This window comes from Methylophilus rhizosphaerae, from assembly GCF_900100975.1.
In the GTDB taxonomy this organism is placed as follows: Bacteria; Pseudomonadota; Gammaproteobacteria; order Burkholderiales; family Methylophilaceae; genus Methylophilus; species Methylophilus rhizosphaerae.
This window is the reverse complement of sequence record NZ_FNFX01000003.1, coordinates 185,795-201,008: the sequence shown is the minus strand read 5'-3', so window position 1 is coordinate 201,008 and position 15,214 is coordinate 185,795. Positions and strand designations below refer to the sequence as shown.

Sequence of the window (15,214 nt, the reverse complement as noted above, 5' to 3'; positions counted from 1 at the left end):
ACTCAGCTTAACATAGCAAGGCTTACAATTCCTGCATCCAACTTGTTGCCAATGAGAATCATTATCAATATAATAAATCAACTTCCATTCAACTACGTTAGTTTGTAGAAATAATTTCCTTGCAGATTGATCTTACAAAAAGTCGGCTGCTGTCATCATTAGTTTTACATTATGGTGAGCTAGTCAATCACGTCAATCGGCACTTTGGAAGTCGTCACTTTGCTGAAGATGTCGTGCATGACGTATGCATCCAGCTCATGGAAAATCCTCCCGCTGCAGAGATAAGAGCGCCACTGAGCTATCTTAGAAAAGCAAGCATGAACCGTGCGATGGATAGAAGCCGGCACGAGAAAGTCAGCGGAAATTATATTGCAGGCTTATCATCGGATGAAGGCGAAGGTATCCATTTTTACGATGGCGCTGCCGCCCTGGAATTTGCGCAGAAAATTGAGCAAATCAAGAAAATGATTGATGCCCTGCCTAAAAAGCAGAGACAGGTATTTCTTTTGCACCAGTTATATGAGATTCCCCAGCACGAAATAGCCATAGAAATGGGCATTTCAGCCAACATGGTTTCCCGACACTTCATTAAAGCACTGGAAAACATCACCATAGCCAGGAAACAGCTATCCATTTAAAATGGCTCCACTATGTCTGCCTGACAGATGACTTTTCGACACTCAATGAGATGACTACTCAACAGCAGCAAAATCCTGATATGCACGCCGAAACTGAATCCAGTATTGCGGACCTGATGCCATATATCAAAGCTGCGCAGAATAGATTTCCATCCAAAGAGGCGCTATTTGCAGAAGTGAATAAGGAGAGGGACGGTCGTAAAAAAAGACTTAAAGCCCTGCAATATACGTCTGCGTTTATTTTTTGTGCCCTGGGTATCTGGGCGGTCAACCCGACTATTTCCAGCAAAACATATACCACCAATTACGCGCAACATGACAGTATTTCGCTTTCGGATGGCAGCACGGTTCAACTCAATGCCAACTCGACACTCACTGCCAATTATCGACTTCGCTCAAGAGAAATATATCTGGAAAAAGGTGAAGCCTCTTTCACTGTGAAGCATGCGTTACGCCCTTTTACGGTGGCAATTAACACTTCCATAGTACTGGATATTGGCACGGTATTTAATATCGCAAAATGGGATCAAAGCTTTATTGCGACCGTCATGGAGGGCGAAGTTGAACTGCAAACGGGTGACAACAAAACGAGGTTAGTCACTGGCCAGTCCGTAAAAGTCACTCAGCTGGAAGTTGGCTCGCCTTACAGAGCCAGCATGGATGAAGTCACTGCCTGGCAAACGGGAAAAATACTCTTCAACAAAACCTCGCTGAAAGATGCCATTAACAGCATTCAGCGCTACCGGGAAGCCCCTATTGCGCTAGACCCCAGGCTAGAGAATATGCTGATCACCGGCATCTATGAGATCAGTAAAATCGAACAACTACTGGACAGCATGGATTCAATGTTTCCCGTGAAAGTTACCCGGTTAGACCAGGGTGAAATCAAAATCCAGAAAAAATAATTCATGACGTGCTAATTTCACCCTGGCAAATCGCCTTATGAGTATAGCGGTAATTTGATCGCTGATATTTTTAAGGACAATCATGACAGCACGTTTCAGTTCCCAACCCAGTGCCCAAGCCAGGCTGAGGCATTTATCCATTGCAGCATTGCTCTCCATCAGCATCAATGTCTATGCTGCCTCCAGCAATCTGGATATTGCTGCGCAATCACTTGATCAAGCAATTTTGACGTTGGGCAAGCAAAGTGGCGAGAACATCGCCTTTCCCTCTGACCTGGCGAGCAAATTTAATGCGCCAGCGATTAAAGGCAATTACAGTGTAGAGCAAGCGCTGGAGAAGCTGTTAAAAGGTACCGGGTTAGTCACACAAAAAACTTCTGCCGGCTATTCCGTCGTCAAGGCGCCTGAAGAAAAATCCCAGACCTTGCCCGAAGTTGAAATCACCGATGCGAAGGAAAATTCCAAAAATTTGCCAGAACCTTATGCAGGCGGTCAGGTAGCACGTGGCGGGAAAGTAGGTGTATTAGGTGACAGGGATTTCATGGACACGCCATTTAACATGACCACCTATACTTCAACGATGATTAAAAACCAGCAGGCAACGTCTATGGCGGATGTACTGGATAATAATCCCGCTTTCAGATCTATCTATCCCAGTAATGATGTCATCATGGATTTCAGCGTAAGGGGTAACAGAGTCAAAGCCCTGGATGCGGCCTACAATGGCATGTACGGACTCATGTCGCCCGGTGTCGAATCCATGGAACGGATTGAAGTCATCACTGGCGCCAATGCATTGCTGAATGGGCTTGGGCCGGTTGGAGGCGTGGGCGGAAGTATTAATCTCGTTCCTAAACGCGCGTTAGATACGCCATTGACCCGTATCACCACCCAGTACATTTCCGAATCCCAGCTTGGCGTAACCACGGATATCAGCCGCCGGTTCGGCCAGGATGACAGGTTCGGCATTCGGGTCAATACGGTCTACTCAGATGGGGATACGCCGGTGAACGATCAGTCAAAGAGAGTCACCATGGCAACGATGGCGTTTGATTATCGCGGCGATCAATTAAAACTGACTACGGATTTTGGCTACAGAAAGAATGACGCATACGTTCCTTCCCGTACGACTTACCTGTTAGGTACCTTTAATATTCCATCCCCGCCTAGTTCGGGTAAAAACTGGCAGCAGAAATGGTCATATGATAAGTCAGAGGTGCTGACTGGGGCTATTCGTGGCGAATATGAAATCACGCCAGATTTAACCGCCTATGGTGGATTAGGGCTGTCCAGATTCCGCGAAGAGGAGTTATTCGCTAATGCATTCTTAACGGGTTCAAATGGGGCAACTGGCGCACGTCAAGTCTATTGGCCGCTATACCGCAACAATAAAACAGTGGATGCCGGCATTCGGGGCAAGTCAGAGACCGGACCGCTCAAGCATAACTGGTCAGTTTCGGCGTCAGGCTTATGGGTTGAGAATGGAATTCAGGCCACTACGCTCGCGACGACATTCTCTAATATTTATGACCCTATATTCTTTGATAAATTGAGTATTGATGGCTTGGCTTCTGCTGGACACGTACCGAAAACAGGTTCCACAACGCTTTCGGGAGTGGCTGTTTCAGACATCATCTCCGTTCTGGACGACCAGCTTCAAGTCATTTTAGGAGTACGTCACCAAAATATCCTTGCCAGAAATTATGACGTGACCACTGGCGCACTCACCTCCCAATACGATAAATCTGTCACTACTCCTGGTGTGGGTGTGGTATTTAAACCCCAGAATAATATATCGCTATATGCTAACTACATTGAAGGGCTACAGCAGTCTATTGCGGTCGGTGGCAATAATACTGGCCAGAACTTCGCCCCGTATGTATCCAAGCAATATGAAGCAGGTATCAAAGTTGATTGGGGGCGTTTAGCCACGACTTTAAGCCTCTACCAAATAACAACCCCCAATGGCTCCGTTAACCCCCTGACAAATTTATTTGCAGTAAATGGTGAGCAACGCACGCAGGGGATCGAATTAAACACCTTTGGCGAGATTGTGGATCATGTACGATTACTGGGCGGGATTGTGTTTGTCAATGGCAAACAGACAAAAACGGTCAATGGGGCAACTGATGGAAACCAGGTCACTGGTGCTCCCCACACGCAAATGAACCTGGGTGCAGAGTGGGATGTTCCGGCAATTGAAGGCCTCACCCTCACTGCCCGTGCCATTTACACCAGTAGCCAATATGCTGACTTGGCAAACCTGCAATCCATTCCGTCCTGGAGGAGATACGATGCCGGCGTGCGCTACCAAACGCACTTGAGCAATGTACCTACTACTTTCCGCTTAAACGTTCAGAACCTTCTCGACAAGAGTTACTGGGCGGCAGCGGTCGATGGCTATCTAGTTCAAAGCATGCCTCGTACAGTGATGCTGTCAGCAACCTTCGATTTTTAATTAATGCTTCCCTGCATTCAAAGTGCAGTTATCCAAAAAACTCTAGCCTGATTCAGGTTAGAGGTTTTGGTTTTTGAATGGATGCTCCAAGGCGAAATATGAACATTCAATTCTGGTCTTTTACCCACAAGTGGAGCAGCCTCATCTGCACACTATTTTTGCTGATGCTGTGTATCACAGGGTTGCCGCTGGTATTCCATGACGAAATAGATGCGTGGAGGGGAGAGGTTGAAGCACCTTACATGCCGCCTGGAACACCTAAAGCCAATCTGGACAACGTTGCAGAAGCGGCTCGCAAACAACGGCCCAATGATGTGATACGTTTTATGTCATGGAACGAAGCTGAAAGCCCCAACCAGATATTTGTCACGATGGCGCCCAATATGGATGCTCCGCCACAAGCATCAAAATCTGTCGTCATCGACTCACGGACTGCAAAAGTTCTGGATGCACCAGAGCCAACAAAAGGCCTTATATACTTTCTGTTTTTTATGCATTCTGAAATGTTTGCAGGCTTGCCTGGCATGCTGTTTCTTGGCTTGATGGGATTGGTCTTTGTCATTTCAGTCGTTTCAGGTGTTGTGCTGTATAGACCATTTATGCGCCGAATTGATTTTGGCACCATCAGGCGCAACAAAGGGCTACGTACAACATGGCTGGATTTACATAATCTCCTGGGGGCGACCACGATCTCCTGGGTGCTTGTGGTTGGTTTCACTGGTACGATCAATACACTCAATAAAGTCATCATCAATATCTGGCAAAAAGACCAGATGGCCCAGATGATTGCACCATACCAGAATGCCCCCCCTTTACAGCATCTCGGATCAATTCAAGTCGCGGTGGACGCAGCAGTAAAAGCCATCCCCAACATGACCCTTGGCTTTGTTGCTACCCAGGCAGCAGGCTATCAAGCCCTCATCATTACACAGTCTTCATGCGGGGCAACACGCCAGTGACATCAAAATTAGTACAACCCGCGTTGATTGATGCAGAAACTGGCAAATTGACCGAGACGCGTGCGCTTCCCTGGTATGCAAAAATGCTGCTTCTCTCTCAACCCTTACATTTCGGGGATTACGGCGGATTAACGTTAAAGATCATTTGGGCGTTATTGGATATCGTGACGATGATTGTTTTAATGAGTGGTTTGTATTTGTGGTGGGATAAACGTAAGCTCCACCTCAGCCCAGCGTAACGCTCTCAGTATACGCCCGGACTATGTTGGCCCTGATGATCTGGCTAGATTTGCGCATTATTTGAACAATTTAATCAGCAAAATAATTAAAGGAATGGATAGGGATGCCCAGGATAACGCTGGCTTAGGTTTCATATTTATCCCTATCGCGGGAGTTGTGACTTACTCTTTTTTTCAAACCATAAATACAGGCCACTTAACAAGACAACAATGGTGACCAGGTCAAACAACAACCACAAGCATTTCAGTGGCAACCCTGCATAATCTCCAAAATGCAATGGTCTCGATAACTCCAGGGTTTTCAAGTACCAAGGTAGGTTGGCTCTTTCTGCTATAAAACCAGTGTCAGCATCTACAAGTAGCGGCGTAAACAGCCTGGAGGTCAAAGGGCTATTACCTTTTACCCAAACCATATAATGATGAGCGCTGGTCGCAACTGGATCAGGGTAAATGATGCTGAAAATTGCCTTGTCGGGCATTGCCGATTGGATGGTCTCATACACTTTTCCAACCGACACTGTTTTCGAAGGTAACGGTTTTTGTTTATAAGGCTCCAGCAAAGAAGAAACTTCTGTTTTGCTCCATAGTGAAAAAAGTGGCGTCGATAGCTCATTAATCACGCCAGTTGTACCAACGATAACGGCCCAAATGATTGTGGCTACCCCAAGCAAATTATGTAAATCCAGCCATCTGATCCTGCGTCCTTTGTTTTTACGAACAGCGCCAAAGTCTAGTTTACGCATGAACGGGCGGTATAACACGCCTCCAGAAATAATAGCCACCAAGAATAACAAGCCCATAAACCCAAGAAATAACTCACCTGACAAACCTCCAAATAAGTCGGTATGAAGGTGCAGAATAATTTTCATAAACGAAGATCTCTGCTTCTTGTTACTCAGGGAGTTTTCAAGAATATCCGTTTTACTTTGGCCAAATCTCATCCAGTGGTTAAGCATTGGAGAGGCAGCAAGACTGGGAGCCATGGTAACCAATACATGCCCTTGATCACTGAACACAACCCACCTGAATATTTCCCTCGGGAACATCTGCTTTGTGGTATTGACCATTCCATCCAGGTCTTGTGCTGTCACCACTTTACTATTTGAGATTTCTGAATATCCGTCTTGCCACTGCTGAATTTCATCCGAAAAAATCAATGGCAAGCCGGTGATACAAATAATCAACAGGAATAACGTACACAGTAAGCTAGACCAGCGATGAATGATTGTCCAACTGCGCAAACTAACCATGAAAGTTTTGATCAGAAATACACTGGCCTATCGCTGAGGATAGGCCAGGGCAATTAGAAATTAACGGTCGCCGAGAGTGTTAATGTTCTCGGATTGCCTCTATATAAAGAGGATGACATCCAATAACTACGGTCAAATACGTTTTCAATATTGGCTCGAATAACGACAGGTTTTTCGCCTGCCTTGAAGTGATAACGTGCCCCTAAGTCAAACCTGGTCCAGCTTGGTATCTTTTGCGTATTTGCGGCATCGATGTAGGCAGCATCGGTATATACAACACGTGCATTCACTGTAAAACCGTGAATAAATGATGTGTCCCATTCCGTACCAATATTTGCAGTGAATTTGGGAGAATTGACTGCATAATTGCCATCAAATGTACCGCCTTGTGTTTTGGTCTGCTTGGCATCAAGCAACATGCCTCCAGCAAGCAATCTGACATTTTCAGTAATTTCACCGAACACATTGAGCTCAGCTCCGCGATTGCGTTGTTCGCCATCCACTCCAAAAATATTTGTAGCCGGATCAGTGAATCCACTGGGGCGTTTGATTTCAAATAGGCTAATGGTTGCCATTAGTTTACCGAAGTCATATTTAGCCCCAACTTCAAACTGTTTGGATTTAATCGGCGCAAAGACCTGCGTATTGTTGAAGGCAGTTGGCGTTGGAACGGGGCCTTGGCTAAGCCCCTCGATATAGTTGCTGTACAGGGATAAATTGCTGACAGGCTTTAGAACAACTCCAACCGCAGGTGTCACAGCATCTCTGGAATAGCTGGCAGTTTTAGCACCTGTTGTTATATCCCACGCATCTACATCGACTTGCTGTTTTCTTGCACCAAGGATTAACTGAACGCTATCGTCAAACATCGACAATGTATCTGCAATCGCCATGCTCACAAGGTCCAGTTGGCCAGTCTTCGGGATATGCCCTAAACTTGCCATGGTTGGTTCAGCAATATCCGTAGGGTTATATATATTTGACGCATGAGTCGGTACAACACCACTTTTAACACCGGAATCCTGGTTGAAACTAGTCAAGCCAATATTCACACGATGTTGCACAGATCCAGTTTCAAACTGACCACGCAAGCCAACCTCACTGCTGGTGTTATCGTACCAGCTTGAAGCTCTTGCAAAGCCCTCGGTGAAGCTTCCTTGATTAGTTAATCCAAAGCCGAAAGGGAATAAATAATTGTCTCTGAAATGTCGTTGCCCTGCTGCCGCATACACTGTTAAATTGGGTTTCACATCATATTCACCATGTACTACACCATAAGTGGTTTCGTTCTTCCATGTGGTCCAGGACTGGTAATAAAACTTGCTTGCAGATGGTGGACTAGGTACGGATGCGTTTGTCGCCAACCCCATTAATCCCTCAACTTTATCTGTTTGAAGATTCTGGTATCCAACGTCAATCCAGGCTCGCCCTCTATCCCCTCGATAATCAAGTGCAATTGCAGTCTCGCCCAGCTCCTGAGAAGTACGATTCGTATCACCATCCCGATAAACGCCATTCACACGGATGCCAACACTATTGTCTGGACCAAACCTTCTGCCAAAATCAACTTGCCCGCCAAAATTCGAGCCTGAAATATAACTGGCTGAGAGTTGGGTGAGTGGCGTATCTTCAGCACGTTTCGGTACTATGTTAATTGCCCCGCCGACACTGCCACTTGGTGCCATACCATTCAAAAATGCATTAGGCCCCTTAAGAACTTCAACACGCTCGGCCGCAGCGACTGACCCTCTCCAGTAGGGCAAAATACCATACATGCCATCAAAAGAAATGTCTTGATTACTGACAGAGAACCCTCTGATATAGAACACCTCACTGCCATTACTTTGCGGTGATACGACTCGCACTGATGCATCATTTTGGACAACATCTAAAACACTTCGCGCTTGCTGGTCTTGAATTGTTTGCGATGTGTAACTGGTGCTATTAAATGGCGTGTCCATGATACTTTTATTACCCAAGAACCCTGCTTTCCCGCCTTTAGCTACCTGACCGCCGGCATAGGCTGGCTGCAGGCCACTCCCAGAATCAGCCTTTGATTTAACAGCGACCTCCGGTAACGTAGCTGGCTTTTCTGTACTAGATGATTTGCTGCGCTTCTTGATAATGTAAGTGCCATCATCACTCTTTACAGCCTGCAGTCCATTTTCACTCAGAAGTTTTGAAAATCCTTGTTGAATAGTGAATTGACCATGCAGCCCCTGAGATTGGATATCTTTGAGGGTATCTGCCTCGAAAGTTAGCGCCAGGCCTGAAGCACTGGCAAATAAATTGATGACCTCAGCTAATGGGCCTGCATCAATATTGTACTGATACACCTGTTGCTGTATGTTTTGATCTGCAGCCAAAGCCGTTGAGGCATGAGCAACTGATAATCCGGTGAACGCAATTGAAATTGCAATTCGAAGAGGAGGCAGCTGAAATGTATGACGATTGACCGGTAATAGCTTGCTTGAACGAAGATGATGCATATTTCCCTCTGCTGAATAACCTGAAAAGAAGTTGTTCAATGGGGGACGAACAAGCAAATGGCAAAGTGCAAAGGTGGGGATTTTTCTACGCAGTAATTGATACGATAGTTATCCAATACCGGGTGCGACTCACTATATTCACGGGCAATGCATTCTTAATTGCCAGCAATGCACGGTCAGTATCATCAATCGGGAAAGTACCTGATACTTTAAGAAGCGCTATCTTTTCCTCACATCTCAAAATGCCCGGCCTATATCGTGAAAGCTCTTCAACGAGTTCGCCTAAAGGCATATCAATCACAGTGAGGCTTCCCGATTTCCAGGAAATTGACAAGGGATTGTAGCGCTGAGCTTGGCTGAAAGAATTGGAAGTAAAGTCGATTGTTTGACCTGCATTTAAAACTACCCCAAGAGAGGATGAGCTCCTTGGTTTAACCCTAACGGCCTTCTCAAAAACAGAAACGGATGATTTATGACTAGAAACAACTACATTGAAACGCGTGCCTAAAGCCAAAATTTCGCCGTGATTAGTTTCAACAATAAAAGGTCTGGAAATTTTGTTAGGATCGGGTGAAGTCGTGATAAAGATTTCTCCTGAATGTAACTTAACTCTCCGATGACTTTCATCAAAAATCACATCGACTGATGTTCTGGTATTGATGGATAAGATGGACCCATCCGCTAACTTGATGTCCATCCTTTCACCAGTCGCAGTATGGTAATCTGCCGTCCACTCTTCCCAGGGAGCTATCTTGTATGAAAGAAGCCCTGCGGAACCCACCGACATTAAAACGACTAATCCACGTAATATCGTTCTGCGTGATTTTGAAGGTGCGTTATTCAAGACTGAGGACGATATTTCATTGTTAACCTTCGAAAATTGCGCTTTCACTGCTTCAACTTCTAGCCATGCCTGTTCATGAAGTACATTTTCTGTGCGCCAACTTTCCCATGCTTCACGGTCACTTGGCTTGGCACTTTCTGAGGAGAGAATTGAATACCAAGTTGCCGCCTGACGAATGGCATTCACTTCGTCTGGACTAGGTGAGTGGAGTGCTTTAAGCATGACTAATCCCTATTCATCAGCCTGTACATACAAAAATGCTCCATTGCTTTAGCCATGTAATTATTGACAGTGCGGAGGGAGATATCTAGTTTCTCAGCAATTTGTGTGTAACTTAACTCATCAAATTGCGAAAGCATGAATGTTTGCTTAACCTTCGGCCCCAAACCATTCAGCATTGCATCCATTTCAAACAATGCTTCCATGACAACCAATTGTTCTTCAGGAGATGGCACATAAACCTGAGGCATTTCCGCGATGGCTTCAAGATAAGCTCGTTCAAGGGTTTTACGTCGAATAAAATCTATCAGAATTGATTTAGCAACTGTTGCTAAATAAGTACGAGGCTCCTGTATTTCAGCAGCATTTTGCAATTTAATGATGCGTACAAAAGTATCCTGCGCAAGATCTGCTGCATCTGATGTATTGCCAAGCTTCTTACGTAACCACTCTTTTAACCAACCCTGATGATTTGAGTAGAGTGCAGTTACAGCTAGATTATCCACTGATTTAAATTGCATTTAAGTTGCAAATACCATTATGAGAATGGTTCTCATTCTAAAACCATATTAACCATTTTGGATATTTTTATCATATTTAAACAACTTGGATACATTTGGTCAGCTGCGGTAGTCAATCCAAACAGGCTTGATTGCATAGACCTTCACGTCGACCAGCGTACCCTCTAAATCAAAAATTACACAAAAATACTCATTGAATATCCAAAAAGATATCTTGCCCATAATGCCACGCCAAGCCAACATAACTGCCAACGACCTCAGTCGGAATCAGCTAGCCCATGATTGTTGAACTGCAACTCATAGTCGCATGCCCTGAGATTTAAATGATCAAGGCAATTGCTGAACACGAATTAAATTACCTGCCGGATCGCGAACTGCACAATCTCGAATACCATACGGCTGAACTGTAGGTTCCTGGACAATTTCTGTTTATCTTTCCTGTAGTTTACTCACCAAAAAACAAAAAAGACCCAAGGCGTTAACCTTGAGTCTCTGTAAATGGTGGCCCCTCTGTGAGTCGAACACAGCACCAACGGATTATGAGTACAGATTTCTTTCGTGGTCGTTGCTCTGTAAGTCAAAGATTTTTAATTCTTTTCCCACATCTCAAAACCTTGCCTGAACAATACCGATCTTAATACCGAACCTTGCTAATTGATTGTTTCCGAATTTCTGCTCAAACTTCGATGCATTTCAATGAGTTATAAGTTTGGAATTACCGAAACTGTACCGATCCGATCATTCAAGTTCATTAAGTGAACATAATCGAAAATAAAGTGCTAAGTTTGTATTAAACTCACCATTTTCAATGAGTTATATTAAAAATTGCAGCAATATTCTCATGTTCAACTTGTTATTAATCATAACTAGTAATATGGTTCAGAAACGTATTCAGAAGTAAAAAGCGATATTGGTATGAGCAAAATAGAATGGACAGAGTTAACTTGGAACCCAGTAGTTGGATGCACCAAAATTTCGCCTGGCTGTAAACACTGCTATGCAGAGACCATGGCCGGTAGGCTCAAAGCAATGGGAACACCTGGGTACGAAAACGGTTTCACTTTGACACTACTGCCTAATAGATTGAATGATCCCTTGAACCGTAAGAAGCCAACAGTGTATTTCGTAAATTCGATGTCAGATTTATTCCATGAAAATGTACCATTTGAATTTATAGACAAAGTTTTCGAGACAATTAATAAAGCTACGCAACATCAGTTTCAAATTTTAACCAAACGCGCTGAAAGATTAGCTGAGTACTTTTCAGATCGCACTCCACCAGAGAACGCATGGATTGGGGTGTCGGTGGAAGATAAAAAGTACGGGGTTGAGAGAATAGACCATTTACGTAAGGTGCCCGCACAAATTCGCTTTCTGTCTGTGGAACCCTTACTTGAGGACGTTGGAGAGCTTAACTTAGAGGGAATTCATTGGGTAATCGTTGGTGGGGAATCCGGCCCTAATGCGCGTCCGATGCAAATTGAATGGGTTGAATCAATTAGAGATCAATGCGACGAGGCTGGAGTTGCTTTTTTCTTTAAACAATGGGGTGGTTGGGGTGCTGATGGAAAGCGGCGAGCCAAAAGTGCTAACGGTAGGGAATTAAGAGGTCGTACTTGGGATGAAATGCCTGTTCAACTTTAACAATTGTTCTAAACAAACTAAATGCCAAAAAATCAATATGATTACAAGAATCAACCTCTGATCGGCTATCACAGTGTCATTAAGCACAAAATTCTTCGCGACTACCTCAAGGCATACATTGAAACACTTACAAGAAATGTACGCATTGATAATTTCAAATTAGCAGTAGTAGATGGCTTTGCGGGGGGCGGCAAGTATAGAGCGGATTGGGGCTCGGAGACAGTGTACGGTTCTCCAATTAATATCCTAGAAGCCTGCAATGAGGCAGCTATTAAAGCTCAAAGCATAAGGCTAAAACCGTTTTTATTAGATACGAAATTTTACTTTGTAGAAGAGGACAAAGCTGGCTATCAATTATTGAATAGCACATTGATTGAAAAAGGATATGCTGAGAGAGTAAATAACGATAGTGACATCTATCTTTTTAATGACGACTTCAAATTAAAAGTTTTTGAGATTGTAGACGACATCAAAAAACGATCAGCAACTGCAAGATCATTCTTTTTACTTGATCAATATGGCTATTCGGACGTTCCATTTAGCCAAATCAATCACATTTTTTCTGAACTGCCTGGTGCAGAAATTTTATTAACCTTCAATGTAGATGCGTTATTAAATTATTTAAACGAGAAAAACTTAAGAGACTTTCATCGGAATACTGGCTTTAACATAGAACCGCTATTAGACAGCGGTCTTCATAACAAAGATACCAGACCTCACGATTGGAGACTTGCTGCGCAGGCAATATTACATAAAAATCTAATTAACGGTTGCTTTCCAGACGGACATGGACATCACACAACATTCTATATCAGGTCGACTGGCGGCCACGGCGACTATTGGTTAGTGCATCTTTCTAGAAATATTACTGCAAGAAATGTGATGGTTGATATTCATTGGTTACATGGAAATCATTTCGTCCATTATGGTAGTTCAGGGTTGGATATGTACAATCTGAGAGGGTTTAACTTAAAAGCAGACTCAGATTTCTTTGGTTTTAATGCTGATGCAAGGACCTCAACATTAAATAATTTATATTGCCAAATCCCCAAATTGATTCACGACCATCACCGCGACGGAATAACCTTTCAAAACCTTCAAATTGAACAAGCCAACTACACTCCTGCTAGATCGGCTGATATATTAGAAGCTTTCCAAAGTTACGATGTTCGTAGAGAAATACTGGTTATGTCACCAGATGGTAAGCTTAGGGGGAGTAAAACTTTACCTAAACCTAGCGACATTATTTTGCCAAATCCTCAGTTGCATTTCTTAATATGAAGTTAATCCCAAATTAATAAAATACGTCATTATGCTTCGTTAACGATTAATAGAAATAGACTTTACTACTTTATAAAGAAATACATTTATGCTGAATAAAGTTGCCAAATTATCTCTAGTTGCAACATCCATGGCTCCAATTTTTCTCACTCTTTGGTTTGTGAGTTTCAGCCAACAATGGGATTATCGTGCAGGGTTAAATTACCTTTCTGCTGCAGTATTGATGGCATTACTTTGTTATGGAATTATCTGGTTATCTGGCAAGAAACTTGAAAAGCTGCCTGTGAAAATTAAAACCGTCAAGACTGTTGATAAAGAAGTAGTGGGATTTTTGCTCGTCTATCTTTTGCCACTAATCAATCAAACTAACAAAGTTATTAGCATGCCTGTTTTAACATTCGTTGCGGTTATCTTCTTTTTCATTGTGCAAAATTCACATGCTTATCATTTCAATCCTTTGTTAGGTTTTTTTGGATATCATTTTTATGAAGTAGCTATTGAAGGCGGTATTACATACGTATTAATTACCAAACAAAACATTTCCGACAGCAAAAGCATTACTAGAGTAGTTCAACTAACTGAGTACATGATAATGGATGTCACACATGGCTAATAACGATACAACTAATTTGTTTGCACTACTTGATGACGCAGAAGCACCTATAAGGCGTATTCCGCTCACAAATGATTTAAGCATTTCTATTAAAGATATGTTTAGCCATCAACTGGCTACATTGATTGAAAATAAGCAAAATATTGAATTCACAGGTAGTTACAACGTAGATCTAGGTGAATTATTTACCATTACTGACTACCCTTTACCCGAAAATATTCCAGCTGCTTTGAGCAATCCATTAGCATGTCCCGTATTAAACCTTACCGAGGAAACTCACCAAATAAAATCTCTGTTTACCGGGGTATGGGCTAAGCACGACAATCAAGTCAGTTTTCAGGTATTTGATGCAGGCAAGTTGCTTAGTAAGGGATTAACTATCATAGGCTCAGGGAATACATTTAAGAAGCTTGAAGACCCAGGGTTGGTTTTACAGGACAAACTGACTGCTCATTACAATAACGGAACTCTATATTTCGCTTCATATCACAATACAAAACGCTTTTTGGATTTGACTAACTACTATAAAGAAGCAACGGATTTAGACCTTGATACGTTTGCATCAAGTACATTATTTGAATTTGAGAATGAAGTACTTTTCAAAACAAATGCCGATTCAATTATTCGCAAAAAAGTAGCGCTGCTTCAAAAAAATAATGTGCTTCAAAACTTATCTATTGAAGACATTCAAACCGTGGCCAATTCTCTTAATCAGGACCTACCCGAGCAATACCATATTAAAATCTCAATCAGTAATGGCAAGCTTGTCATTCCAACTGATAGAAAGCACATCAAAGACTTATTGCGATTCTTGGATGAAGATTACGTGACAGCACCATTAACAAAGCGTAAGTGCCTCACCAATTCGAAAAAGTATCTGTAATTTATTATTAAAATTGAATTAAAACTTTGCTATCTGTATGTAGCATATAAATTACTTACACAAATGCCGCATACAGAGCGGCCAATTTCAGCACACTTCACCCTAGCTTCATCCTCCGTCAAGCAGGTGAATTCATTAGACTTGCTATCACTTTTAGACATTTTTTCGCATATCGACAGGCTCGATGAAGTACATTTGAAGTCTGATTTTGGTGGATTAAAACGACCAACAAAAAGATGAAGTTCGCCAGTAGATTTATGCTGCTTTAGTG

General features: G+C 43.0%; 13 protein-coding genes. 9 read left to right on the top strand and 4 right to left on the bottom strand.

The features are described from left to right. Positions 1-119 precede the first annotated feature (119 nt). The 5 genes from BLP53_RS07800 to BLP53_RS13905 all read left to right on the top strand — a co-directional run bounded on the left by BLP53_RS07800 (position 120) and on the right by BLP53_RS13905 (position 5,199). The gene (locus BLP53_RS07800) at positions 120-638 is read left to right on the top strand and encodes an RNA polymerase sigma factor (protein ID WP_245652713.1); all 519 of its coding nucleotides are present in this window, start codon (positions 120-122) and stop codon (positions 636-638) included. 50 nt (positions 639-688) lie between these two features. Next, positions 689-1,543, top strand: coding sequence for a FecR family protein (locus BLP53_RS07795; protein WP_245652711.1), 855 nt, complete (start codon positions 689-691; stop codon positions 1,541-1,543). An 82-nt stretch (positions 1,544-1,625) separates the two neighbouring features. Then, complete coding sequence (locus BLP53_RS07790) at positions 1,626-4,001, top strand: TonB-dependent receptor (protein WP_091471603.1); 2,376 nt, start codon at positions 1,626-1,628, stop codon at positions 3,999-4,001. Between the two features lie 98 nt (positions 4,002-4,099). After that, on the top strand, positions 4,100-4,960 hold the full coding sequence (locus tag BLP53_RS07785; RefSeq protein WP_342670210.1) for a PepSY-associated TM helix domain-containing protein: 861 nt from the start codon (positions 4,100-4,102) through the stop codon (positions 4,958-4,960). Beyond that, positions 4,939-5,199, top strand: a complete 261-nt coding sequence (locus tag BLP53_RS13905) for a PepSY domain-containing protein (RefSeq protein WP_342670209.1) — start codon at positions 4,939-4,941, stop codon at positions 5,197-5,199. The genes BLP53_RS07785 and BLP53_RS13905 overlap by 22 nt, the downstream gene beginning before the upstream one ends. Before the next feature lie 143 nt (positions 5,200-5,342). Here the strand turns inward: BLP53_RS13905 and BLP53_RS07780 are convergent, their stop codons facing one another. The 4 genes from BLP53_RS07780 to BLP53_RS07765 form a co-directional block, all read right to left on the bottom strand. Beyond that, positions 5,343-6,449: a PepSY-associated TM helix domain-containing protein gene (locus BLP53_RS07780; RefSeq protein WP_091471602.1), complete on the bottom strand. Its 1,107-nt coding sequence runs from the start codon at positions 6,447-6,449 to the stop codon at positions 5,343-5,345. A gap of 53 nt (positions 6,450-6,502) precedes the next feature. After that, a complete protein-coding gene (locus BLP53_RS07775; RefSeq protein ID WP_091471601.1) occupies positions 6,503-8,938 on the bottom strand; it encodes a TonB-dependent receptor in 2,436 nt (811 codons plus the stop codon). An 85-nt stretch (positions 8,939-9,023) separates the two neighbouring features. Then, entirely contained in the window at positions 9,024-10,004 is a 981-nt protein-coding gene (locus tag BLP53_RS07770) for a FecR domain-containing protein (protein ID WP_091471600.1), read from the bottom strand. 2 nt (positions 10,005-10,006) lie between these two features. After that, the gene (locus tag BLP53_RS07765; protein WP_091471599.1) at positions 10,007-10,522 is read right to left on the bottom strand and encodes a sigma-70 family RNA polymerase sigma factor; all 516 of its coding nucleotides are present in this window, start codon (positions 10,520-10,522) and stop codon (positions 10,007-10,009) included. A gap of 915 nt (positions 10,523-11,437) precedes the next feature. Between BLP53_RS07765 and BLP53_RS07755 the strand changes: the two genes are divergently transcribed. The 4 genes from BLP53_RS07755 (at position 11,438) to BLP53_RS07740 (ending at position 14,943) form a co-directional block, all read left to right on the top strand. Next, on the top strand, positions 11,438-12,166 hold the full coding sequence (locus BLP53_RS07755) for a DUF5131 family protein (protein ID WP_091471598.1): 729 nt from the start codon (positions 11,438-11,440) through the stop codon (positions 12,164-12,166). Between the two features lie 21 nt (positions 12,167-12,187). Then, entirely contained in the window at positions 12,188-13,447 is a 1,260-nt protein-coding gene (locus BLP53_RS07750; RefSeq protein ID WP_091471597.1) for a three-Cys-motif partner protein TcmP, read from the top strand. A gap of 88 nt (positions 13,448-13,535) precedes the next feature. Beyond that, complete coding sequence (locus tag BLP53_RS07745) at positions 13,536-14,060, top strand: hypothetical protein (RefSeq protein WP_091471596.1); 525 nt, start codon at positions 13,536-13,538, stop codon at positions 14,058-14,060. Further along, positions 14,053-14,943 (top strand): Kiwa anti-phage protein KwaB-like domain-containing protein, encoded by an 891-nt coding sequence (locus tag BLP53_RS07740; protein WP_176755238.1) that lies wholly within the window; start codon positions 14,053-14,055, stop codon positions 14,941-14,943. Before BLP53_RS07745 ends, BLP53_RS07740 begins: the two co-directional genes overlap by 8 nt. The last annotated feature ends 271 nt before the right edge of the window (positions 14,944-15,214 follow it).